We start from the raw sequence: 22386 nt of genomic DNA on the forward strand, positions 1-22386 counted from the left end.
GACCGAGTGGGACGCTGGTGGGCAGAGGCGAGGTAACCACTGTATCGACGCACCGTATAGCGCTGGTTATCGGCACTTTTCCCGAAATCCGCGTACTCGATACTGCCCATACGGGATTGAAATCGTTTCGCAGCTGTGAGTCAATTTATGTCTCATTATCTACTACATAGGAATTCATATGTGTTGGTTGCTGAGTATCTCTCCGAAAGCCGAACTGGTACGGCTCGTTACACGCTTATGTCTGTAATCAGGATCGGGAGGCTCACGCTGTCTCGAGCGTTCGTCGGCCGACCCGGGCCGGCAGACGTACAACGGTTCGAGGTGCTGCACGTATCGACGGCCCGAGACGGAGCGATCGAACTGACCGCAACGCGTGCCGGCCCAACGGACGGCCGGGAGAGCCGATCAGGACTCGTCGCCTTGCGCGTCGACCGTCGCGACGGCCGCGAGGTTTACGATGTCTTTGACCTCGTCGCCGCGCTGGAGGACGTGGACCGGTTCGTCCATGCCGACCAGCATCGGGCCGATCGCCTCGGCTCCGCCCAGCCGCTGGAGCAGCTTGTAGCCGATGTTACCCGCCTCGAGGTTCGGGAAGACCAAGACGTTCGCGGGCTTCTCGAGGTCGGTGAACTCGTAGGTACCGGTCAGCATCTCCTCGACGACGGCGGTGTCGGCCTGCATCTCGCCGTCGACGGGGAAGTCGACGGCGGGGTCGTCGTGGAGCCGCTGGGCCGCCTCGCGGGGCTTTCGCGTCCCCTCGTTGTCGACGCTCCCGAAGTCCGAATAGGACAGCAGGGCAGCCCGGGGGTCGACGTCGAACCGCCGGGCCAAATCGGCGGTGTGACGGGTGACCTCCGCGAGGACGTCGGCGTCGGGGGCTTGATTGACCGTCGCGTCGGCGACGAAGACCACGCGGTTCTTGAACGTCAGCATGTAGACCCCGGCCGCGTAGTCGGCGTCGTCGGCCGTCCCGATCACCTGCAACGGCGGCCGCAGCGCCGAAGGGTAGTGGTTCGTCAGCCCGGTGAGCATCGCGTCGGCGTCGCCGCGATCGACCATCACGCTGCCGAAGTAGTTCGTGTCGTCGCGGATCATCGTCTCGGCCTCGCGGCGGGTCACGCCGTTGCGTCGACGGCGCTCGTAGAGGTGATCGACGTACTCGCCGTAGTCGCCGCTCCCGGGATCGACCACGTCCGGATCGAACTCGAGGGCGAGGTCCGCGACCGTCCGCTCGATCTCGGCCGCATCACCGATCAGGACCGGCTCCGCGACGCCCCGGTCGGCCATCTGGGCCGCCGCGCGGACGATCGTCTCGTCGGTCCCCTCCGCCAGCGCGATCCGCTTGGGGTCGGACTTGGCCTTGTTCAGCACCACGCGCATCATCTCGCGGGACTTGCCCAGTCGGGCCTCGAGGCGTTCGACGTACGCGTCGACGTCGAACTCGACGCGGGCCGCGCCCGAGTCGATAGCCGCCCGCGCGACTGCGGGCGCGACCTCGAACAGCACCCGCGTATCGAGCGGTTTCGGGATGATGTAGTCCGGGCCGAACTGCAGCGGCTGGTCGCCGTAGGCCTTGACGACCGCATCAGGGACGTCCTGTTTGGCCAGCTCGGCCAGGGCGTGGGCCGCCGCGACCTTCATCGCTTCGTTGATCTCGGTCGCGCGCACGTCGAGCGCCCCGCGGAACAGGAACGGGAACCCGAGGACGTTGTTGACCTGGTTCGGGTAGTCCGAGCGGCCGGTGGCCATGATGACGGTGTCGTCGCGGGCCGCCTTGGCGGACTCGTAGTCGATCTCGGGCTCGGGGTTCGCCATCGCGAAGATGATCGGGTCCTCGGCCATCGAGCGGACCATCTCCTGGGAGACGATGCCGCCGGTCGAGAGCCCGACGAACGCGTCCGCGCCGACCATGGCGTCCGCGAGTTCGCCCTCTGGCACGTCGCTTGCGAATTGGCGATTGTACTCGTTGAGATCGCCGGCCTCGGCCCGTTCGGTCGTCAAGATGCCGTCGATATCGACCATCGTGATGTTCTCCCGGCGGACGCCCAGTGAGACGTAAAAGCGCGCCGTCGCGACCGCGGCCGCGCCCGCACCGGCGACGGTGACCTCGAGGTCGGCAAGGTCCTTCCCCGAGATCTCGACGGCGTTGAGCAGCGCCGCGCCGGTGATGATGGCGGTGCCGTGCTGATCGTCGTGAAAGACCGGAATCGAGAGTCGCTCGCGGAGTCGCTCCTCGATCTCGAAACACTCCGGCGCGGCGATGTCCTCGAGATTGATCCCGCCGAAGGTCGGCTCCATGGCCGCGACCGCCTCGACGAACGCGTCCGTATCGTCCAGCTCGAGTTCGATATCGAAGACGTCGATGTCGGCAAAGCGCTTGAACAGCACGCCCTTGCCCTCCATGACGGGTTTGGAAGCCTGTGCGCCGATGTCTCCCAATCCGAGAACCGCCGAGCCGTTCGAGACGACGCCAACGAGGTTGCCCTTGGTCGTGTACTGGTAGGCGTCAGTCTCGTCCTCGTCGATCTCGAGACACGGCGCGGCGACGCCCGGCGAGTACGCCAGCGAGAGGTCACGCTGGGTGTTCGTCGGCTTGGTCGTCGAAATCTCGATCTTGCCCGGTGGATCCGTCCGGTGATACTCGAGCGCGTCTTCGTCCATTGTTGTGATCGAGTGTCTTTGCCGGACCGACAAAAGTGTACGGCTGTGGCACTCGCCGCCTCGAGATTCGATCAGTCGACAGCTCGCTTGGGTGCATGGCCACGATCACCACACCGCCACGAGCGGTCGTCGAACGCGAGATCCCCCCACAGTCCGGGCATCGGTCCGCTCGTCCGACGAGTTGCTGGTGAGCCATCATTACCGCCGCTGACAGGCGATAGTACCCCGGCTCCCTGTCGGGCCGACCTATCGTAGCCACTGAACGTTACTGCACACCTGATCGCACGACAGGAGCGCGGTTCGGAGCGAGCGACGTGAGCGAGAACCGCGGACAGTGCGATCAGTGTGTCAATCGTTTCAACGGCTACGAGAGACACACGGCCGTTGCCCACTGGAAAACGAGACCCGGCCGATCGATCGGTAGTCCTTACAGGCATATTCGTGTAATAGGGGGCGCCACGATCGGGCTCGGCCGCCCGCTCGTCGGACCGCTCGTCGATACCCTCCCTGAATTGATCGATAAACAAAAAACTGTGTTACTGTTATCCGACATTTCGGTCGGTTTCAGTTCGGTTCACTCCTACCGAACTGGTCTCCATCCGTCGGATTTCGGTGCCGACGATGTCGACGTCCTCGAGGTGGCAGCCGATCGTTACGTCTCGTGAACGAATGGGGATAGTTCCGACCGCGACCGACCGGTCAGCGGCGGTGGTTCGTTCGGTGGCCGCCGCCCCCGACCGAACCGGTGACGACCACAACATTTGTAGGAGAGGCCGCGGTGCCATCCGGTATGGCAGACGACTCGCGTGGTGGGCGGCGAACGAAAGTCGAGCGAGTGATGGACCAGTACGGCCTCGAGGAGTGGGGGGAGCGCCTAGAGGCGGAGTGGATCGGCGACGGCACGGACCGAACGAGCCTTCGGGACCTCGCGACCGAGTTCAACGAGGCCGTCCTCCGTGCCGCTGTGCGCGAGGCAGGTGGTTCGGCCCTCGATACGGACGTCGGGTCGCTCTATCGAACGCTGACCGACGACGATGCGTCGCGATCCGTCGCGGTTCGGCGACGGCGCGAACTCGAGCGGGCGGGCGTCGACGTCGATGCGGTCGAGTCGGACTTCGTTACCCACCAGACGATTTACTCCTATCTCACGAACGTACGCGAGGCCTCCCTCCCCGAGGAGGACACCGAGGATCGCATCGAGCGGAAGAAAGAAACCGTCCAACGGCTCGCCGGGCGGACGCAGGTAATCACGGAGTCGACGCTCGAGGAACTGGGGAACGCCGACGAAATCACCGACCGGGAGTACGAGGTGTTCGTCGACGTCCGGACGATCTGTGGGAACTGCGGTGCCGACTACGGAATCGCGGAGTTGCTCGAGCGGGGCGGCTGTGACTGCGACGCGACCGACGCCGCGTGACGCCGATGCGAAACCGGCCGTAACCACATAGCATTTAGTTCAGCGGCGTGAAAGAGCGCTCGTGTCATCTCAAGAGTCAGTCACCTCGTCGATTACCGTCGCGGCGGAGAATATCGGCGGAATCGATAGCACCGAGGTCACGCTCGCGCCCGGCGTGAACGTCCTGACCGGACGAAACGCGACGAACCGCACGTCGTTCCTGCAGACGATCATGGCGGCGCTCGGCAGCCGTCGGTCGTCCCTGAAAGGAGATGCGGACGACGGCCGCGTCGAACTGACCTTCGACGACGAGCGATACATGCGCTCGCTGACGCGGCGCAACGGCGAGGTCGTCTTCGACGGTGACCCATATCTCGACGAGCCGGAGCTGGCGGATCTGTTCGCCTTCCTGCTCGAGTCCAACGAGGCCCGCCGTGCGGTCCGGAGCGGTGACGATCTCCGTGAGATCATCATGCGGCCGATCGACACCGACGAGATCGAGGCGGAGATCGACCGCCTCGAGGCCGAAAAGCGCGACCTCGACGGCCGACTCGAGGAACTCGCCCAACTCGACAACGAACTGCCCGACCTCGAGTCCGACCGCGTCGCGCTCGCGGACGAGATCGAGACAACCGAAGAGCGGATCGACGACCTCGAGGCCGAACTCGAGGCGTTCGACCTCGACGTCGAGGCGAGCCGCGAACGAAAGGACGCGATCGAGTCGGCCTTCGCGGACCTCCAGGAGGCCCGGACCGAACTCGAGTCGATCGAGTACGATCTCGAGACCGAACGCGAGAGCCGCGCCGAACTCGAGGCCGAACGCGACGACCTCGCGGCCGAACTCGAGGCGTTCGACGACGACCCCGAGTCGCCGGATCGCCTCGAAGGCCGCGTCCAGGAGCTGCGGGACCGAAAGCGGTCGCTCGATACGACCGTCAGCGAACTCCAGAGCGTGATCCGGTTCAACGAGGAACGGCTCGCAGAGGACGGCTTCGACGTCGATCTCGAGGTCGACGACGGAGCGGCCGCGGACGACGACGGCGACGTGACCGACCAGCTGCTGGCGGACTCGGACGACGTCGTCTGTTGGACGTGTGGCTCCCGGGTCGACCGCGACCGGATCGAGGCGACGCTCGACCGACTGCGCTCGCTCCGCCAGCGGAAACTCGACGAGCGCAGCGATCTCCAAGAGCAGATCGACGACCTCTCCGACCGGCGAAAGGAACTGCGCGAGCAACGCCAAAAGCGCGGGGAGATCGAAACGCGACTCGAGGCCGTCGAGGACGAACTCGAGCGCCGCACGGACCGCATCGAGGCCCTCGAGGCCGACCTCGAAGAGCAGCGGGCGCGCGTCGAAGACCTCGAATCGGACGCCGAAACCTACGAGAACGCCGAGTACGGCGAGGTTATCGATACCCACCGCGACCTGAACCGGCTCGAACTCGAACTGGAGGACCTCGAGGCCGAACGCGACGAGGTCGAAGCGCGAATCGCGGAGATCGAGGAGAAGATCGAGGAGCGAAGCGACCTCGAGGAGCGTCGCGAGACGGTCGAGGACGAACTGACGGACCTTCGAACACGGGTCGACCGGATCGAAGAGAACGCCGTCGACGCGTTCAACGACCACATGGACTCGATCCTCTCGATTCTCGAGTACCGTAACATCGACCGCATCTGGATCGAACGCCGCGAGCGGACGGTCCGGGAAGGCCGGCGGAAGGTCTCGCGGACGGCCTTCGACCTCCACATCGTCCGGACGACCGAGGACGGCCGCACCTACGAGGACACCGTCGACCACCTCTCGGAGAGCGAACGCGAGGTCACCGGGCTCGTCTTCGCGCTGGCCGGCTACCTGGTCCACGACGTCTACGAGATCGTCCCGTTCATGCTGCTGGACTCGCTCGAGGCGATCGACTCGAACCGGATCGCCGACCTCGTGGCCTACTTCGAGGAGTACGTCGACTGTCTCGTCGTTGCCCTGCTCCGAGAGGACGCCGAGGCGCTGTCGGAGTCGTACACGTACGTCGAGGAGATCTAGCGCTCGGCGATCGCCGACGTCCTCGTTCCGTCGCCGCCTTCCGACCGATATCGATCGACCGGCCCTTATTCATCAGACTCCGAAGTTTTTCGACATACTTTCGGAATTCATACGTGAATTTCGATCGATCGGTTCCTCGGCCGGTTCGTCGGCGCCGGCCATCAGCCCTGAACGGAAAATCGACGGAACCGGCGGACAGGGGCCGTCCCTCTGGGGTATGATTCAGTTCGACCGGGACTATACACACGATGAAGTCAGCCAGTCCGTGATACGGCCGTGGCCGGTGATATCGTCTCTAAGCCCGTTTGAGTGATCGTCGGCGATTCGCTCGAGCGATACCGACGGCATCGAGTGAGTCCTTGCCTACTAGCTCGACCGAAATCGTACCAGAATAGAACGATAGTAACGGGACTGGTATTTCTATCAATCGCCGGGCGAGGAGTCGGGCCGGTAGCCGCGGCTGATGGCCTTCCAGTGGCCGGCGGCGAAGCGGTGGTAGGTGACGGCGGCCGGGACGAGCGTCTCGAGGATCAACGCGGCGTACAGCGCCCCGATTCCCAGCGGCGTCACGGCCCCGAGGCCCGGCAGGGGGACGGCGACGGCACCGAGGGCGGCGACGGGAAGCGCGAACGCATACAGCCCGAGTACCTGCCCGTAGAACGGCCAGCGGGTGTCGCCGCTGGCACGCAGCGGGCCGGTCGCGCCGCCGCTGATTCCGCGGAAGACGACGCTCACGCAGGCGACGACGATGAACGTCGTCACGAGCGGGAGGATCTCGGTGTCGTCGACGAAGAGCCGGCCGACCCGCTCGGCGGAGACGAGGACCAGTGCCGCGCTACAGAGGTAGACGGCGGTGCCGAACCACAGTACCTCCCAGCCGTAGGTGTCGGCGTCGCCCTCGTCGCCGGTGCCGAGTTCCTGCCCGACGAGGCTGCTCGAGGCCAGCGAGAACCCCCAGCCGGGCGTGTCCATCAGATCCCGAACGCGGCGCGCGACGACGTAGGCGGCCACCACGTTCGGCCCGAACAGGGCGACGATCGCGAGCATGGGAAACTGCGCGCCCCGGCGGGCGACGTTGGTGAAGACGAGCGGCGTCCCGATCTCGATCACGTTTCGGACGTCCTCGAGGGTCGTGTACGGCCGCGAGACGTCGATCCTGACCGGGAAGTCGCCGATCACCGGCAGCCGGCCGAACGCGAAGCCGGTGACGAACGCCGCCAGCACGAGGACGTTGGCCAGTACCGTGCCGATCGCCGCGCCGACGACACCCAGCTCGAGGACGAACAGCAGGACGGCGTTGACCGCGACGTTGACGACGGCACCGCCGGCTCGCAACGCCATCGGCGTCCAGGCGTCGTCGGCCCCGACGAGGGTCCGGCTGCCGATCAGGTTCAGGGCGGCGACGGGAACCCCGAGGGAGACGACCCGGAGGTAGTCGGCACCGTAGGAAACCGACGCGGCGTCGTCACCGACGAGTCCGATCAGCTCCGCGGGAACGAACCAGAACAGGGCCGCGAGCGGCACGGTGATCGCGACGACGACGAGCGCGCTGGTCGTCACCGCCAGCGAGAGGTCCTCGGTCGCGCCCGCGCTGAACCGCTGGGAGACCAGCCCGATCGTCGCGCCGGCGACCCCGCCGCCGATCCCGAACGCGAGCGCCCAGAACGGCGTCGCGAAGCCGACGCCGGCGATCGCCGCCGGTCCCAGCGCGATCCCGACCATCGCCACGTCCGCCGCCGACTTCGACATCCGGGCGATGCCCGTGACGATCCGCGGCCACGCGAGGTCCGTCGTCCGCACGACACGCTCCCGGTCGACGACGCCGGCCCGCGCGAGCAGGAACCCGATCGATAGCAGGAGCCACCGGAGCGGATTCGGCACTCGAGAAACCACGCCACTCGGTTCGTGATTCGACGCTAAAACGCTTTATACTGCCTTCGTTTCTCATGGACGATCGTTCGAATCGACCCCGTAGTGACGGTGTTCCCGGCCGACCGGTGGTCGGATTTATCCGACTCGAGCGCGTCGGATCGAGTCGACCTGAACCGATGACCAGCGACGATCGATACAAACTGTTCGGCGTCTACGTCTCGCCGCCGGTCTTCGACGCGCTCGAGACGATTCTCTACGAGGAGGCGGGCGTCGTCGACTACGCGAACTACTTCGAGCCGACCGGCTCGACGGTGCCGGTCGGCGATCCGGGTGCGGACGCGACCGCCCAGCTGGTCGCCGACCTCGTCGCGGACTTCGCCGGCCTGTACGACGCGGCGGACTTCGGGGCCGCTCGCGCCGTCGACCCCGAGGCGTTCGAACTCGCGCAACTCGCCGCCGAGCCGGAGACGGTGGCCCGCGCCCGCGAGCGGTTCCAGGCGGCGGCCACGATTCAGGAGACCGACAGCCGAACGGTCCACACCGCGATCCTGGCAGCGGCGCTCGAGAGGGTCGACGGCCCCGACGAGTGAGCCGTCCGCTCAGGCTTCCTGCAGGTCGACGATACGCACCCAGTGATCGCCGTGTTCCGCCTCGTGATCCCTGGCATCCCTGTTTGCGTCCGCCCAGTCCGCGTGTTCCCGCTCGAAGTCACAGCCGTCACACCGCAACTGGTACACCATGCGAGGAGCTACCACTCGAGGTGAGTTAAGTTTCGTCGCTACTATCTCCGGTCGGAGTTCTCGACGGTTCGATACCGTTCGATTCGCCGATACACGTCCGAACCCTCGGAACACACGTTCGTCAGTAATTGAATTGAGGAACATATTCGGGGAGTATGATTCGTGGGTTCCCGTGGTACGGTGTATCGAACGATGACCACCGCAGACGTGGCGATGGATGCCGCCGAGACGGCCGGATCGTGTACGTTACGCAGCCCGACCGCAGGGTGGTACCTCCTCACCGTCTCCCGGCTCGCCGCTCGGGGAACGGGACGGGTCGGAACCGGTGAACTCGCCGAGCGACTGGACACCAGCCCCGCAAGCGTCACCGAGATGGTCGGACGACTCGACGAGGACGCCGTCCTCGAGTACGAGAAGTACGCCGGCGTCGAGCTGACGCCCCGCGGAGCGGCGATCGCCGAGTTGCTCGCGTGGCGACAGTGCGTGGTCACGTCCTTTTTCGATCGCGTCCTGGCGTACGATATCGACGACTACACCGCTTATCGGATCGGATATACGATTCCCGAAGCCGGCGTCCACCGGCTGCAAGAGCGGATCGACGACCCCCGTGTCGACGCCTGCCGACGCATCGGTGAGGGGTCCGACGGCTGTCTCGTCGAGGCTCACGCCGAGGGCTAGCGGGACCTCCTTCCAGTCCCGACACCGATGGCGGGCGCTTGGCCCGACGGCGAATCGACAACGACGACCGGGACCGAACGGTCGTCAGCCGAGTTCGCGCCCTTCGAAACGCCGTTAGTCGGATCGGTGTGATTCCATCGCCGCACCGTCCTCCTGTGGCCACATCGCCCAGGCCAGGAGGGCGATGACGACCGCTAGCCCGACTACACCCGTCTCGAGGACGGACAGCGTGATACCGAACCACGAGAGGGCCGTCCGGAACTCGACGACGAACGGGATGAGGACGGCGATGACGACGAGAAGCGCACCCTTGGAAAGTCGCATATTTTGGTTCCCGTCATATATTGGGCCCGAAACCGCCAAAGGTTGGTGGTGAACATGTTCGTCACCGGTTGTCCGTCGTCGAGCAACCGCCCGAGATCAGCGACGCTCGGCTGACGTCGGTCCGATCGATTCGTCCCCGCGTCGCGGTCGCTCAGACCGTGTGGATCTCGTAGCCCTCGTCCGCGAGGGCCGCGACGTCCGGTGCGTGTTCGGTCCCGTCGATCTCGAACCCCTCGGCCTCGACGGCCGCCGCGACGCCTTTGAACGTCGCACAGTGGTCACAGACTCCGGCGATGAGGGCCTCGTCTTTCGCCCGTTCGTAGGCCTCTCGTGCCGGCGCGGGCCGGTCCTCGATATCTTCGAACCAGTACGTCGCGGCCCCGTCGAAGTAGACCCGCGCCTCGTGGCCCGCCGCGTCCAACTGCGCGGCGTAGGTCAAGGGGTTCGCGAACTTGCCCGGTCGCTCCGGATGCGAGAGGAGGATGAACGCGTGTTTCGTCATAGCCGGTTCGGGAGACGGCCGCGACCCGGATAGTAACCGTCTCGAATACCTTCCCCGGATCGACTTCGGGGGGTCCGACACGCGGTCTCGAGGCGGCAGGGCCGTCGGCTGCGGGTGTCGGGATCCGAGGCCGCTTTCGGTCGCGAGACGCGGGACCGTTCAATCGGCGCGGATCGAGATATCGGGCTGGTGTTCGCAGTCCCCCGTCACGAACTGTTTCAGGACGCGCTCCTCTAACCGGTGGAGCGTCTCGCTACACGTCGACTTGGCGATGTCGAGTTCGTCCGCGAGTTCGACCAGCGTGATCCGGCGCGGCGTGTCGTAGTAGCCGCGGTCGATCGCCTCGTAGAGGAGCCACTGCTGTCTGTCGGTGAGCAGCGACTCGGAGTCGGCCTCCGGTTGCACCCGCTCGAGCGAATACGTGATACCGGAGTCGGTCAGGCTCTCGCCGAGCCGCGAGAGTTGCTCCTGGGGGATCGTCGTCTCCAGGGCCATCCGCCCGTCGCTGATCTCGAAGGGGGTCCGAAGCGGCACGCCCGACGACTGGATCGCGGTCAACACCACCGGCGACGTCGTCTCGAGCTGGAGACGCCGCCGGTGACAGGCCGTCTCGAGGACCGTCAGATCGGTCACCGAGTCGTCGGCCCGGAAGGCCTCGCAGATCCGGTCGGCCGCCGTCCCGAGGACCTCGAGCCGGGCGGCTCCCGTCCCGTCGGTGGCCGTCGCCGCGAGGACCCGAAATCGAGCGTCGGGGTAGTCGCGCGATATTCGGCCGATCCATGCGTCCGCTGGAATCGTGACGGTGAGTTCGACGTAGGGCATGATGTGGGGCGGTCGCGATCGGCGTCGGTACGACACCGGTCGGACTCGAGCTACCCCACTGTTTTAGGCACACCTAAGAATAGGTTGGCGCGGATATGTTCGCCGCTCACGTAAATACGCCAGTCGTATGATGGGGTCGTCGGCTCGGTCGGATCCACCATATCGGCGATGTTCGCGGTAGTACCGAACGGCCGTGTTCGAACGAGCGGGCGACTCGAGTCCCGCGAGATCGACGCCCGACTCGAGGATCGACAGCCCGTCGATAGCCGTGTCCGGCCCTCGAGTGTGGGACGACCCGTTCGACCGCGAGCGGCGAGCGCGTATTTAAACGACGATCCGGATTGATTCGTCAGAGTCCCTATCCGCGATCCGCATGTGAGAACGACCGATGACTGATCACGACTCCGGCGTCGCCGTCACGTTCCACCCCCAGACGTGGACCGATTCGGCGGGCGCGGCACACGATTGGGACCGGAAACAGCTGATCCCCGCCGAGGGGCGGGACCCGGTCACCTACGTCGTTCCGCTCGAGGACGGGACTGACGAGGACGGCACCGTCTACCCGGACGAGTCCTACGAGGCGAATCAGTTGCAGGCCCACCCCGCGGCCCCGGACTGGGTGCGCGAGTGGGACGGGCCGTACTACGTCACGACGGAGTCGGTCTCCGAGACGTGAGCGATCGGCGGTCGGCCGCCGTCGAACCACCTCTATTCACAGACTATCCAGTAATTATAAGTTTCCCAGAGCGGTATCCGAGAACGGAAGCGCTCTCCCAGGGACTACGCGAAAGTCCCAGGTGTCCTAGCACCTGAGACGCGCTTCCAAACCTCCGCGGTTTGCAAGCATGATTCCGTACTTACTCGCGAGGCATAAAAGTCTCGCACGATCCGTCGCGCGTCGGTATTCGATTAGGTTTGGTTCGAGCAGGCTCGAGCGATACGACCAGTGCTGTCCGAAATCGCTGTACGAGAAATACGGCACTCGAGGTGACAGGCGATGAGTTCCGACGGCACGCTCGGGACGTGTTCACGCTGTGGCCGCGACGTGCTGATCACCCACTGTCTCGGCCCCGGTGAATGCTACGCGTGGCCCTGTGGCTGTCGTCAGCCACCCACGGCGGTAGCGAATGAAGACGACGCCTAATTCGGTAGTCAATCACTGACCCTCACCTGGGTCGTACTCAAGTAATCCACCTAACTGAAGACAGCTAATCTGGCTTCGATCTCTTCATGATGGAATAATGGCATAAAACCCACGCAGAACTTGGGTACTTTTTAACAACACCTATGATTCACTGATCCCCCAAATATGACTCTTGATTGAAAGAAACGCAGGGTGGTTCCACTACCGGTCTAGTACTCAAATAATAGAAGTTCTTAATACTCTAACTGTGTTTGACGGGATATGCCCGATTTGTTTGAGATTGAGAATTCACTGAGTAGGAAAGCCCCTACTTCAACACCGAAGTACGAAATAGTCCCATCTACCAATAAAATATCTGTGTCAAAAGGAGAGAAAGCCACACTTAGAATTTATTTAACTGGATATGGTGAGATAGAACGCCACAAATTGACGATGTTTTTGGAATATGACTCTCTTTTATCAGGTGAAGGAGGGAATTTCTCAATTCCTTTTGCAAAGAACGAAGACGGAGGTATATCCTATGGTAAACCCGCTATCGAAAGTGACGACCAGTTTGTACGTGAGATAGAGGGCAATTCAACTACTGTTTATATCACTGATTTCATTTTCTTTGATAGCCCAGCGTTTGAGTTTCCAGACGAGAAAGGCAGTGAAGATTGGATGTATCCAGTTATCATATCTGAAGGTGATTGGGGAAAGCATGCACCGATCGAGGTAGAATTAAACATTGACGAAGATGCTGAACCTGGTGACTATGATTTCCAGATGTTTTTGATGTATAGCGATCGCCTAGAATCATACCAATCGAGTACAACCGTTAAAATACATGTACAGTCGAAAGTAGAAGAATATGAACCTTGGCCACAACGGTTCGCTATCTTTGGTGCATTGGTTGCACTAGCAAGCCTGATTTATCAGACGGGATTTTTTGCACTATTCTGGTAATGAACGGGTAGATGTAAACCACGAAGACTCGCTACGCTCCTCGTCGGTGTGTCATCAGAAATGGGTTGGGGCGGATTTGAACCACGGTCGTTCCGCTTCGCTCCACTCCCTGATTCAAATCCGCCCAACGTCACGATACTGCCGCTCGCGTATTTGCTCGCGGCAGAAGTAGTGGGTTGGGGCGGATTTGAACCGCCGGCTTCCTCCGTGTGAAGGAGGTATCATAACCGGACTAGATCACCAACCCGCACGAGGCCCTTCCCGTGCGTCTGACTTAAGACTTCCTTTCAGCGGTCGTCGGCGTCGCTCGAGCGACCCCCATCAACGCGCCCACGCACGTCACCAGCGACCCCACGAACCCGATGGGCCGCACGCCGCTCGAGGCCGAGCGCATCCGCCCGGACCGCCTCGAGCCGACTCGGCTCGGGTTCGGTTTCGACCGCGAGCCCGAGCCGTGATCGGACGCGATCGGCGTGGGGCTCGAGCGTTTCCGCAACGCCCAGACGGGCGTGTTCGGCGGCGCGAGCGAGGTAATACCGGCTGTCGTGGAAGTGGTTGTTCATTGGTTCTCTCCCGTAGAAAGGTTAGCTGAGTATATAGTCCTATCGTAGAGGACGAATTTCGATGCCGCTCCCGCGGGCGATCTCGAACCCGACACGCGATCGATTGACATACGTCACTCCGTGAGAATTCCCGGCTATGAACGAGTTCCAGTCGGTCGCGCTCGAGCGCGAGGGGGCGACCGCCGACCTGGTCGTCGAGGGCGGGCAGGTGTACTGTTCGAACCGCCGCGAATTTCTCGACCGCGATGTCGCGATCGTCGGCGACAGGATCGCCGCCTTGCTCGCGGACGCCGAGTCGGTCACCGGCCCGGAGACGACGGTCGTCTCGGCGGCCGACGGCGTCGTCCTCCCGGGGCTGATCGACGCCCACACCCACGCCGACATCCAGCTGCTGTTCGACCGCGAAGTGCCCCATCTGCTTGCATCGGGGACTACCTCGATCGTCACCGAGAGTTCCGGCCTCGGGCTGCTCTTTGGCAGCCGCGGTGTCGAAACCTTCCTCGAGCGGACCGCCGACGCCCCGGTCTCGGCCTCCGTCTCCCTGCCGCCACAGGACTTCGTCGACACCTTCGAACCGGCGACGGGGACGCCGGCCGAACTCGAGGCGCTCTCGGACCTGCTGGATCACGACCGGGTCGTCGGCGTCGGCGAGATCGACTGGATCCACGTCGTCGGCCGCGACGCGCCGGTCGAGGACCTCTACGAGCGCACCCGCGAGCGCGATCTCCCGATCGTCGGCCACGGCGCGGGCTGTCGGGGCGAGGCGCTGCGGGCGTTCGCGACCGTCGTCGACAACGACCACGAGGCGATTTCGGCCGACGGGATCCGCGAGCGCGCCGCCAACGGGATCCACGTCGTCGGCCGCTCCGGCTCGATCCGAGACGACCTCGAGGCGCTGATCGATGCCTACCCGGACCTCGACCCGCGGAGCGTCTCGCTGTCGACCGATGGCGTCTGGCCCGGCGACCTGCTCGAGGGCTTTGGCATGGCCGAGATCGTCCGCCGGCTGATCGACGCCGGGATCGAGCCGGCCGACGCGATCGACGCCGCGAGCCGGAACACCGCAGCCCACTTCGGACTCGCGGACCGGGGCGTCGTCGAACCGGGTGCCGTCGCCGACCTCGTCGTCGTCGACGACCTCGAGTCGATGGCCGTCGAGACGGTCCTCTCCGAGGGCAAGGTCGTCGTCGCCGACGGCGAGCCCCTCGTCGACGCCAGGACCGATCCCTACCCCGACTACGTCTACGACACGATCTCGGTCGACGTCTCGGCCGAGCGCTTCACCGCGCCGCTCGAGGCCGGGCCCGAGGGCCGTGTCCGCGCGATGGCGGTCGACCGCGGGCTCGTGACGACCGAAACGACCGCCGATGCCGCCGTCGTCGACGGACCGGACGGCTCGAGCCGCCGGCTCGGCCCCGACCCCGCCACCGACGTCCTCACCGCGACAGTCCTCGATCGCGACCCGGCGACCGAGGAACGGGGCTTTACCGGCTTCCTCACGGGCTTCGGCCTCGAGTCGGGCGCGCTCGCTACCTCGGCCGTCTGGGAGGCGACCGGGCTTGTGACCGTCGCCGCGGATACCGACGACGCCGTCGTCGCCGCCGACCGCGTCGCCTCGATGGGCGGCGGGATCGCAATCGCCCGCGACGGCGAGGTGGTCGCCGACCTCGCCATGCCGGTCGCCGGGGCCGCCGCCGAACTCCCGCCCGAGCAGTTCGCCGCGGAGTTCGAGGCGCTCGAGGACGCCCTCCGCGAGGCCGGCGTCGACATCGACCGGCCGCTGTTGACCGCGCAAACGCTGACGTTCCCCGGCGTTCCGACGCTGAAGCTCACGGCGTCGGGCTACGCCGACGTACTGGGCCAGTCCGTCGTCGGCCTCGAGCCGGCGGCGGACACCGACGACTGAGCCGCGCGGATCGCGCTTCGGTCCCCGCCGGCCGAACCGACCCCATTCTCGGCTCCATCTACCATTATAATTCTACGGATAACCGGCGTTTCACCCGGTAACACTCCCGTTAGCGAGAATATAACCGGTTCTGGAACGAACCGGATACCGTCATGCAACGACGAACGCGGAACGCGGATCGAACCGACTCACGACCGATCGGACCGGCCGGCGCGGCGACGGCGGTGAGCCGCTGATGGCATTCGAGAGCGGCCCCGCCGCCGTCGTGTTGCTCGTCGGCCGACTGCTGTTCGGCGGGCTGATACTCTACCAGGGAATCAACCACTTCCTCGCGCCGGACGCGATGGCCGGCTACGCCGAGGCCAAGGGCGTCCCGGCGCCCACGTTCGGCGTCGTCGCCTCGGGCGTCGTCCTCGTTCTCGGTGGTCTCGGCCTCGTCCTCGGCGTCTACCCCGTCATCGCGGCGGGGGCGCTGGCTGTCTTCTTCCTCGTCGCGACGCCGCTCATGCACGACTTCTGGGCGGTTCCCGACGACCAGAGACAGAACGAGATGAACCACTTCACCAAGAACGTCGAACTGTTCGCCGCGTCGCTGCTCGTGCTGGTGCTGGCGAGCCAGCCGTGGGGCTACGCGCTGAACGTCGGTCTCTGAGCAGGTTTCTCAACGAGACGACGTCTCGCGGCCACAGGACGGTAGTACGAACGGCGGGCTCTCGGCCGACTCACCGGCTCGAGCGATGGGTTCCGACCCGGACCACCAACGTGGTTCGGCGAACGGTTCAAGCGGTTCGTCGCCGACCGGTCTCGTATGGCAACGAACGAACCGACCGCGGGGGCCGCCGAGACGAAGCAGTTCCTCGTGACCTGTGACAACTGTGCCTACGAGCGGTCGGCGACGGGCCGTGCCGAAGCGACCCGACTCGGCACCGATCATCACCGGGAAACCGGTCACGACCCCGTCGCCCTCGAGGTCCCGGCATCGGCCGCCGGCCCGTAATCCGGGCCCCGCCGGTAATACGGATCGCACCCGCGTCGTCTCTCGAGTACTGCGTGTGGCGGCCGCTCTCGCCGTGTCCTCGAGCGACGGAAAACACCGATTCAGGTCAGTACTCCGGCGATTCTTCGGGTTCGCCGTCGCGGGCATTGACGACGCGCGCGATCGTGAACAGGCCGTCGGAGAGCCGGTTGAGATACTGCACCGCGTCCTCGTTGATCTGTTCTTCGCCAGCGAGCGCGACCGCGCGGCGCTCGGCGCGCCGACAGACCGTGCGGGCGTGATGGAGCGCGGCCCCATCGTCGCTGCCGGTCGGCAGGACGAAGGAAGTCAGCGGCTCGAGTTCCTCATCGTAGGCATCGATCCAATCCTCGACGGTCTCGACGTGGTCGGGCCGGATCGCGGGGTCGTCCTCGTCGGGGTCAGGATTTGCGAAGTCCGCCTGCACGATGTGGAGGTGGTTCTGGATCGCCGACAGGTGGTCGTTGACGTCGTCGTAGTCGGTCGGGCGGATCGTCCCGAGCAAGGCGTTGAGTTCGTCGACGGTCCCGTAGGCCTCGATCCGGGCGCTCGCCTTCGAGACGCGGCTCATGTCGCGGAGGTCCGTCTCCCCGTCGTCGCCGCGGCCGGTGTAGATCGACATGACTGGACCGACGGACGGCGGCTACTTAATTTCCGCGTCGGCCGCGCCGTCGATCGGTCGGCCGAATCAGTAGTTTCAACTCGCTCGACCCGCTATCGCCGCGCATGGCTATGGAACTCGACCACGAGTGCCCCAACTGCGGGGCGGAAAAGACCTTCTACCGCGCTGCCAGCACGTCGCTGCACCTCGGCGAGAAGGTCAAGTGGCACTGCCCGGACTGTGACTACGGCTTCGTCCGGATCGGCGACAACGGCACCGCCGTCGACTCCAGCACCGCGTAAGCGTCTCGGGTACGCCGACGCCATTCGCTCGCAGGGAGCTGCCATGCGGCGACCGACCACACCCTTGTGAGGGGGTGGGTCACCCGAGCGAGAGGTTGATCGTTTTCGTCTGTCGGTAGTGATCCAGCGTGTCGGCGCTCAGTTCCCGCCCGATCCCGGACTGTTTGTAGCCGCCAAACGGCAGTCCCGGTACGAGATCGTGGTAGCTGTTTATCCAGATGTACCCCGCTTCGATATCCCTCGCGGCCCGGTTCGCTTGTGTAATATCGTCGGTGATGACGCCGCCGGCGAGTCCGTAGTCGACGTCGTTGGCCAACTCCATCATCGTCTCGTAGTCGCTCCAGCGGAACACTTCGAGTACCGGACCGAAGATCTCCTCCTGAACGGCGGTGTGGTCGTGTTCGAGTCCCTCGATGAGGGTCGGTTCGACGTAACAGCCCTCGGAGAGGACCTCGTCGTCGGGACGGTCGCCGCCAGTGAGGAACCGCCCGCCGGCGTCCTGTGCCGCCTCGAGGTACTCGAGCGTCCGATCGACCTGTGCCGTGGAAACCTTCGGGCCGAGGTCAGTCTCCTCGCGGAGCGGATCGCCGATTTCCATCCCGGCGATCGCATCGACGAGTCCGTCGAGGACATCGTCGGCGACGTCCTCGTGGACGAACAATCGCGAGCCGGCCTCACAGCACTCGCCGGTGTTGTAGAAGATCGCGGCCGTAATCAACTGAACTGCGTTCGGAACGTCGACGTCGGAGAAGACGACCACGGGGCTCTTGCCGCCGAGTTCGAGCGTCACGTCGGTGACGTTCTCCGCCGCGTTCGTCATGACCTGCTTGCCGACGGCGGTCGACCCGGTAAACGCGACCTTTCGAACGTCGGGATGGCGAGTCAGCGGGTCGCCAGCTTCCTCGCCGAATCCGGTAACGACGTTGACGACGCCGTCCGGAACGATCCCGTCGAGCAGTTCGGCCAGCCGAAGTGCGGAGAGTGGCGTCTGTTCGGCGGGTTTCAACACCGTACAGTTGCCAGCAGCGAGCGCGGGTGCGAGTTTCCACGACGCCATCAGCAGCGGGAAGTTCCACGGGATTACCTGTGCGACGACGCCGTACGGTTCCGAAATCACCTGTCCGTATCTCGAGCCCTCGGTCATCGTCTCGCCGCCGTTCTCGCGGACGATTCCCGCGAAGTAGCGGAACTGTTCTGCGGCCGAGTTGACGTCGATCCTCGCCTCCGTGATCGGTTTCCCGTTGTCGAGCGTCTCCAACCGGGCGAGTTCGTCGGCGTTGTCCTCGATCGCGTCGGCGATTTCTAGCAGGACCCGTTGGCGATCGCCGGGTGAGGACCCCGACCACTCCGTCTCGAACGCCTCCCACGCGGCATCGACCGCACGATCGATGTCCGCTTCGCGACCGCGGGCAACGGATGCGAGTTCCTGATTCGTCGTCGGATCGGTCGTTGCGAACGTTTCGCCGCCCGCCGACTCCACGAACTCGCCGCCGATATACAGCGACGTCCGCTCCGGGACGACCGCATCGGCCGTCTCGCGGTGGCGCTCCAGTACGTCGTTTCGGCGATCCTCGGCTGAGCCTGGGTGACTGGCCATGGGTCCCACTGATGCTCAGTCGCGTGGAAAAGGTTTGGCAATCGGCAACATGGATGTAATCGAACGTGGTTTATATATTGGACGTGTGAAAGGTACCGGGAGGCGAATTTGGCAGTCGACGTAACCTATTTTCGTTTCTACCACGGACCCAACACCGGCGAGACCCCGCGCTTGCTCCTGTATTGGCCGCCGTCGCGTCGACCGACGATCGCGGTCAACGCCCACAGAATAGGGTCTGCCGGTCAGGACTCGTCCGTGAGCGCCTGCCACGACAGCCGCGGGCTTCGCGCGGCACTCGTTTGATCGATCCGGCGTGCTGTCGTGCGTTCCGGCGCGGCCTCGAGCGTCGCGTCGTCCTCGCCGGCGACGGCGTTGAACGCGGCGGCGAGCCGATCGAGGGTGGCCTTGCTCTCGACCTCGGTCGGCTCGGTCATCAGGGCCTCGGGGACGATCTCGGGCCACTTGGTCGTCGGCGGGTGGACGCCGTAGTCGAGCATCCGCTTTGCGACGTCGGCGGCGTCTTGCTCGCCGGCGCTGGCGACGAACTCGTGGTGGAAGGGACCGTAGGGAACGTCGTACTCGATCCGCTCGGCGAGGTAGTTCGCGTTCAGTACCGCCGAGGCGCTGGCGTCGGCCAGCCCCTCGTCGCCGAGCCGCGCGATGTAGGCGAAGGCCTTGAGCAACACCAGCCAGTTGCCGTAGAAGCCGTGGACCTTCCCGATGGTGTGGTCGGGCTCGAAGCGTTCGTACCGGGGCTCGCCGCCCGCGGACTCGGCCTCGCGCTGGCGCACCCGGGGCGCGGGCAGGAACGGCGCGAGGTCGTCGACGACGCCGACTGGCCCCGCACCCGGCCCGCCGCCGCCGTGGGGCGTCGCGAACGTCTTGTGGACGTTGTAATGCATCACGTCGAAGCCCATGTCGCCCGGCCGCGCGCGGCCGAGCAGGGCGTTCAGGTTCGCCCCGTCGTAGTAGAGCAGTCCGCCCGCGTCGTGGACCAGCTCGGCGATCTCGGTGATGTCGCGCTCGAACAGTCCGAGCGTGTTGGGGTTCGTGAGCATGAGCGCCGCCGTGTTCTCCGAGAGGGCGGCCTCGAGCGCCTCGAGGTCGACCCGGCCCTCGTCGTCGCTGGGCAGGGAAACGACGTCGTAGCCACCCAGGGCGGCGGTCGCGAAGTTGGTGCCGTGGGCGCTCTCGGGAACGATGACCTCGTCGCGGTGGCCCTCGCCGTTGTGTTCGTGGTAGGCCGCCGCGACGCGGATGCCGACGAACTCGCCGGCGGCCCCGGCAGGCGGCTGCAGCGTCACCGCGTCCATGCCGCCGATCCGACCGAGGTAGTCCTGCAGGCGATAGAGCAGTTCCAGATTGCCCTGTACCGACCCCTCGGAGCGGTCGGGATGAACCGCCGCCGACGGCAGCGCGGCCACGTCCTCGGTGAATTTCGGGTTGTACTTCATCGTACACGAGCCAAGCGGGTAGGGACCGCTGTCGATCCCGTAGATCATCTGGGAGAGTCGCGTGTAGTGACGCGCCAGTTCGGGTTCGGAGAGTTCCGGTAGCTCGAGCGAGTCACGGGTGAGGTCGTCGGGCAGCGGCGACTCGCCGTCGGCCGTCTCCTCGTCACCGCCGATCTCGACCCGCGTCAGATCCTTCTCGGAAAGCAGCGGCTCGTACTCACCGTTCTCGACGTAGCGGGCCTGATCGTACCGGACCTGCGGGTCGTCCGGTCGCTCGTCACTCATCGGATCACCCCCTCGAGCGCCGCGACGAAGCGATCCAGCCGCTCGTCGGGGACGCCGGCGACGCAGACCTGAATCTCGTGGTCGCCGACGACGTGGACCGCAAAGCCCCGCTCCTCGAGGTCGTCGGCGACGGCGCGGGCGGGCTGGTCGACGCGGGCGACGAACTCCCGGAGGTGGTGTCGGTCGTGGACCGGCGCTTTCACGCCGACGATCTCGTCGAGTCGAGCCGCGAGATCACGCGCGCGTCGGACGTCGCGCTCCGCGAGATCGACCATGCCGCTCGGGCCGAGGACGGCAGCGTGCATCGCGGTCCGGAGCGCGACCCAGGCCTGGTTCGTACAGATGTTGCTCGTGGCCCGCTCCCGACGGATATGCTGTTCGCGGGTCTGGAGCGTCAGCGTGTACGCCCGGCGGTCGGTCGCGTCCTCGCTGGCCCCGACCAGCCGGCCGGGGACTTGCCGGAGGTAGTCCTCCCGCGTTGCGAACAGGCCCAATCCCATCCCGTAGCTCGTCGGGAGCCCCAGGACGCTGGCGTCGCCGATGACGACGTCCGCGCCGACGTCGGCGGGGCGCTCGAGCAGGGAGAGCGCGATCGGGTCCGAGCCGAGGACGAAGAGCGCATCGTTGGACTCGGCGAGGTCGCCGACGGCCTCGAGACGTTCCTCGATCGTTCCCCGTACCGTGGGGTTCTCGGCGTAGATCATGACGACCTCCTCGTCGGCGGCGGCCTCGAGTCCCGCGCGGTCGACGGTGCCGTCCTCGACGGGGTAGGACTCGACCACGAGATCGGTACCGGCGACGTAGTTCTCGAGGGTGCTTCGGCGCTCCTCGCGGAGCAGTTCGGGGACGAGGACGCGGTGCCCCGTGGTGTCGCGGACGCGATCGGCCAGCGTCGCGGCCTCGCCCAGCGCCGTCGCGGCGTCGTACATCGAACAGTTCGCGACCGGGAGCCCGGTCAGCTCGACCAACAGCGACTGGTACTCGAACAGGGCCTGCAGGAACCCCTGTGAGACCTCGGGCTGGTACTGCGTATAAGAGGTCAGAAACTCCGAGCGGTCCGCGAGGTGATCGACCAGCGACGGCACGTAATAGCCGTAGTGGCCCCGTCCGAGCAGTTCGGTCACCTCGTCGTTGCGGGCCAGCAGCGACCGTACCAGTCGCCGCGTTTCCCGTTCCGATCGCGCGTCGATGTCGAAGCGCCCGTCGAACGCGACCTCGGCCGGAACGTCGAAGAGGTCCTCGACGGAGTCCGCGCCGACCGCCTCGAGCATCGCCGTGCGGTCCTCCTCCGTGTGGGGAGCGTAGGGGCTCCCCGTAGCGTGTGATCCGTGCATAGCTAGCCGTGGTCCCGGTCGATCGACCCGATCGGTCGCCCCCTGCAGCGTCGGCGGCGTTCGATCCGAGACACGATACTGGTCTCTAGCGGAGGGGGCATAATGAACGCACCCGTTTCGGTGCGATCGACGGTGACCGCGGCCGCGCTCGCCGTCCCGGCCCCTGCAGTCGCCACACGGGCGACTATCTTTAAGCAGCGAGAGAAT

Annotated in this window: 22 protein-coding genes and 1 tRNA gene; 11 read left to right on the top strand and 12 right to left on the bottom strand. The window is 65.3% G+C overall.

The annotated features are described in order from the left end of the window. Positions 1-405: 405 nt before the first annotated feature. Complete coding sequence (locus ACERIM_RS14210; RefSeq protein WP_373633207.1) at positions 406-2661, bottom strand: NADP-dependent malic enzyme; 2256 nt, start codon at positions 2659-2661, stop codon at positions 406-408. A gap of 790 nt (positions 2662-3451) precedes the next feature. Here ACERIM_RS14210 and rdfA point away from each other — a divergent pair. Together rdfA and ACERIM_RS14220 are read left to right on the top strand one after the other, a co-directional pair. Beyond that, positions 3452-4078: a rod-determining factor RdfA gene (gene rdfA / locus ACERIM_RS14215; RefSeq protein ID WP_373633208.1), complete on the top strand. Its 627-nt coding sequence runs from the start codon at positions 3452-3454 to the stop codon at positions 4076-4078. 61 nt (positions 4079-4139) lie between these two features. Further along, positions 4140-6095 (top strand): archaea-specific SMC-related protein, encoded by a 1956-nt coding sequence (locus ACERIM_RS14220; RefSeq protein WP_373633209.1) that lies wholly within the window; start codon positions 4140-4142, stop codon positions 6093-6095. A 423-nt stretch (positions 6096-6518) separates the two neighbouring features. Here the strand turns inward: ACERIM_RS14220 and ACERIM_RS14225 are convergent, their stop codons facing one another. Further along, positions 6519-7976: an MATE family efflux transporter gene (locus ACERIM_RS14225; protein ID WP_373633226.1), complete on the bottom strand. Its 1458-nt coding sequence runs from the start codon at positions 7974-7976 to the stop codon at positions 6519-6521. Positions 7977-8143: 167 nt separating this feature from the next. On the opposite strand from ACERIM_RS14225, the gene ACERIM_RS14230 reads away from it, so the two are divergent. Then, the gene (locus ACERIM_RS14230) at positions 8144-8557 is read left to right on the top strand and encodes a hypothetical protein (protein WP_049905955.1); all 414 of its coding nucleotides are present in this window, start codon (positions 8144-8146) and stop codon (positions 8555-8557) included. A 9-nt stretch (positions 8558-8566) separates the two neighbouring features. Here the strand turns inward: ACERIM_RS14230 and ACERIM_RS14235 are convergent, their stop codons facing one another. Beyond that, on the bottom strand, positions 8567-8707 hold the full coding sequence (locus tag ACERIM_RS14235; RefSeq protein WP_006182074.1) for a hypothetical protein: 141 nt from the start codon (positions 8705-8707) through the stop codon (positions 8567-8569). 192 nt (positions 8708-8899) lie between these two features. Here ACERIM_RS14235 and ACERIM_RS14240 point away from each other — a divergent pair, with 192 nt between their 5' ends. Next, a complete protein-coding gene (locus ACERIM_RS14240) occupies positions 8900-9385 on the top strand; it encodes a metal-dependent transcriptional regulator (RefSeq protein ID WP_373633210.1) in 486 nt (161 codons plus the stop codon). Positions 9386-9499: 114 nt separating this feature from the next. Here the strand turns inward: ACERIM_RS14240 and ACERIM_RS14245 are convergent, their stop codons facing one another. From ACERIM_RS14245 to ACERIM_RS14255, 3 genes are all read right to left on the bottom strand, one after another. Continuing rightward, positions 9500-9709, bottom strand: a complete 210-nt coding sequence (locus ACERIM_RS14245) for a CbaC protein (protein ID WP_373633211.1) — start codon at positions 9707-9709, stop codon at positions 9500-9502. A gap of 151 nt (positions 9710-9860) precedes the next feature. Next, positions 9861-10211, bottom strand: coding sequence for a hypothetical protein (locus tag ACERIM_RS14250; protein ID WP_373633212.1), 351 nt, complete (start codon positions 10209-10211; stop codon positions 9861-9863). 159 nt (positions 10212-10370) lie between these two features. Beyond that, entirely contained in the window at positions 10371-11069 is a 699-nt protein-coding gene (locus ACERIM_RS14255) for a helix-turn-helix domain-containing protein (protein ID WP_233274367.1), read from the bottom strand. A 352-nt stretch (positions 11070-11421) separates the two neighbouring features. Between ACERIM_RS14255 and ACERIM_RS14260 the strand changes: the two genes are divergently transcribed. The 3 genes from ACERIM_RS14260 to ACERIM_RS14270 all read left to right on the top strand — a co-directional run bounded on the left by ACERIM_RS14260 (position 11422) and on the right by ACERIM_RS14270 (position 13122). Continuing rightward, positions 11422-11709: a hypothetical protein gene (locus ACERIM_RS14260; RefSeq protein WP_373633213.1), complete on the top strand. Its 288-nt coding sequence runs from the start codon at positions 11422-11424 to the stop codon at positions 11707-11709. A gap of 321 nt (positions 11710-12030) precedes the next feature. Further along, complete coding sequence (locus tag ACERIM_RS14265; RefSeq protein ID WP_373633214.1) at positions 12031-12177, top strand: hypothetical protein; 147 nt, start codon at positions 12031-12033, stop codon at positions 12175-12177. Between the two features lie 261 nt (positions 12178-12438). Next, positions 12439-13122, top strand: coding sequence for a hypothetical protein (locus ACERIM_RS14270; RefSeq protein WP_373633215.1), 684 nt, complete (start codon positions 12439-12441; stop codon positions 13120-13122). Positions 13123-13294: 172 nt separating this feature from the next. Here the strand turns inward: ACERIM_RS14270 and ACERIM_RS14275 are convergent. Further along, positions 13295-13369 (bottom strand) — tRNA-Val (locus ACERIM_RS14275). 40 nt (positions 13370-13409) lie between these two features. After that, positions 13410-13685: a hypothetical protein gene (locus tag ACERIM_RS14280; RefSeq protein ID WP_373633216.1), complete on the bottom strand. Its 276-nt coding sequence runs from the start codon at positions 13683-13685 to the stop codon at positions 13410-13412. A 136-nt stretch (positions 13686-13821) separates the two neighbouring features. Here ACERIM_RS14280 and ACERIM_RS14285 point away from each other — a divergent pair, with 136 nt between their 5' ends. From ACERIM_RS14285 to ACERIM_RS14295, 3 genes are all read left to right on the top strand, one after another. Then, positions 13822-15591, top strand: coding sequence for an adenine deaminase C-terminal domain-containing protein (locus ACERIM_RS14285; protein WP_373633217.1), 1770 nt, complete (start codon positions 13822-13824; stop codon positions 15589-15591). Between the two features lie 235 nt (positions 15592-15826). Continuing rightward, entirely contained in the window at positions 15827-16243 is a 417-nt protein-coding gene (locus ACERIM_RS14290) for a DoxX family protein (RefSeq protein WP_049966611.1), read from the top strand. 156 nt (positions 16244-16399) lie between these two features. Further along, on the top strand, positions 16400-16588 hold the full coding sequence (locus tag ACERIM_RS14295) for a hypothetical protein (protein ID WP_373633218.1): 189 nt from the start codon (positions 16400-16402) through the stop codon (positions 16586-16588). A 106-nt stretch (positions 16589-16694) separates the two neighbouring features. Here ACERIM_RS14295 and ACERIM_RS14300 read toward each other — a convergent pair whose 3' ends face one another. After that, a complete protein-coding gene (locus tag ACERIM_RS14300; protein WP_006179301.1) occupies positions 16695-17228 on the bottom strand; it encodes a cob(I)yrinic acid a,c-diamide adenosyltransferase in 534 nt (177 codons plus the stop codon). A gap of 104 nt (positions 17229-17332) precedes the next feature. Here ACERIM_RS14300 and ACERIM_RS14305 point away from each other — a divergent pair, with 104 nt between their 5' ends. After that, on the top strand, positions 17333-17509 hold the full coding sequence (locus ACERIM_RS14305) for a hypothetical protein (RefSeq protein WP_172704590.1): 177 nt from the start codon (positions 17333-17335) through the stop codon (positions 17507-17509). Positions 17510-17588: 79 nt separating this feature from the next. On the opposite strand, the gene ACERIM_RS14310 is transcribed toward ACERIM_RS14305, so the two are convergent. From ACERIM_RS14310 to gcvPA, 3 genes are all read right to left on the bottom strand, one after another. After that, positions 17589-19106, bottom strand: coding sequence for an aldehyde dehydrogenase (locus ACERIM_RS14310; protein WP_373633219.1), 1518 nt, complete (start codon positions 19104-19106; stop codon positions 17589-17591). 242 nt (positions 19107-19348) lie between these two features. After that, positions 19349-20845, bottom strand: a complete 1497-nt coding sequence (gene gcvPB, locus ACERIM_RS14315) for an aminomethyl-transferring glycine dehydrogenase subunit GcvPB (protein WP_373633220.1) — start codon at positions 20843-20845, stop codon at positions 19349-19351. Continuing rightward, positions 20842-22179 carry an aminomethyl-transferring glycine dehydrogenase subunit GcvPA gene (gene gcvPA / locus ACERIM_RS14320; RefSeq protein WP_373633221.1) on the bottom strand — a complete coding sequence of 446 codons (1338 nt, stop codon included), beginning with the start codon at positions 22177-22179 and terminating at the stop codon, positions 20842-20844. Before gcvPA ends, gcvPB begins: the two co-directional genes overlap by 4 nt. Between the last annotated feature and the right edge of the window lie 207 nt (positions 22180-22386).

Origin of the sequence: Natrinema sp. H-ect1 (genome assembly GCF_041821105.1) — an archaeon.
In the GTDB taxonomy this organism is placed as follows: domain Archaea; phylum Halobacteriota; class Halobacteria; order Halobacteriales; family Natrialbaceae; genus Natrinema; species Natrinema thermotolerans.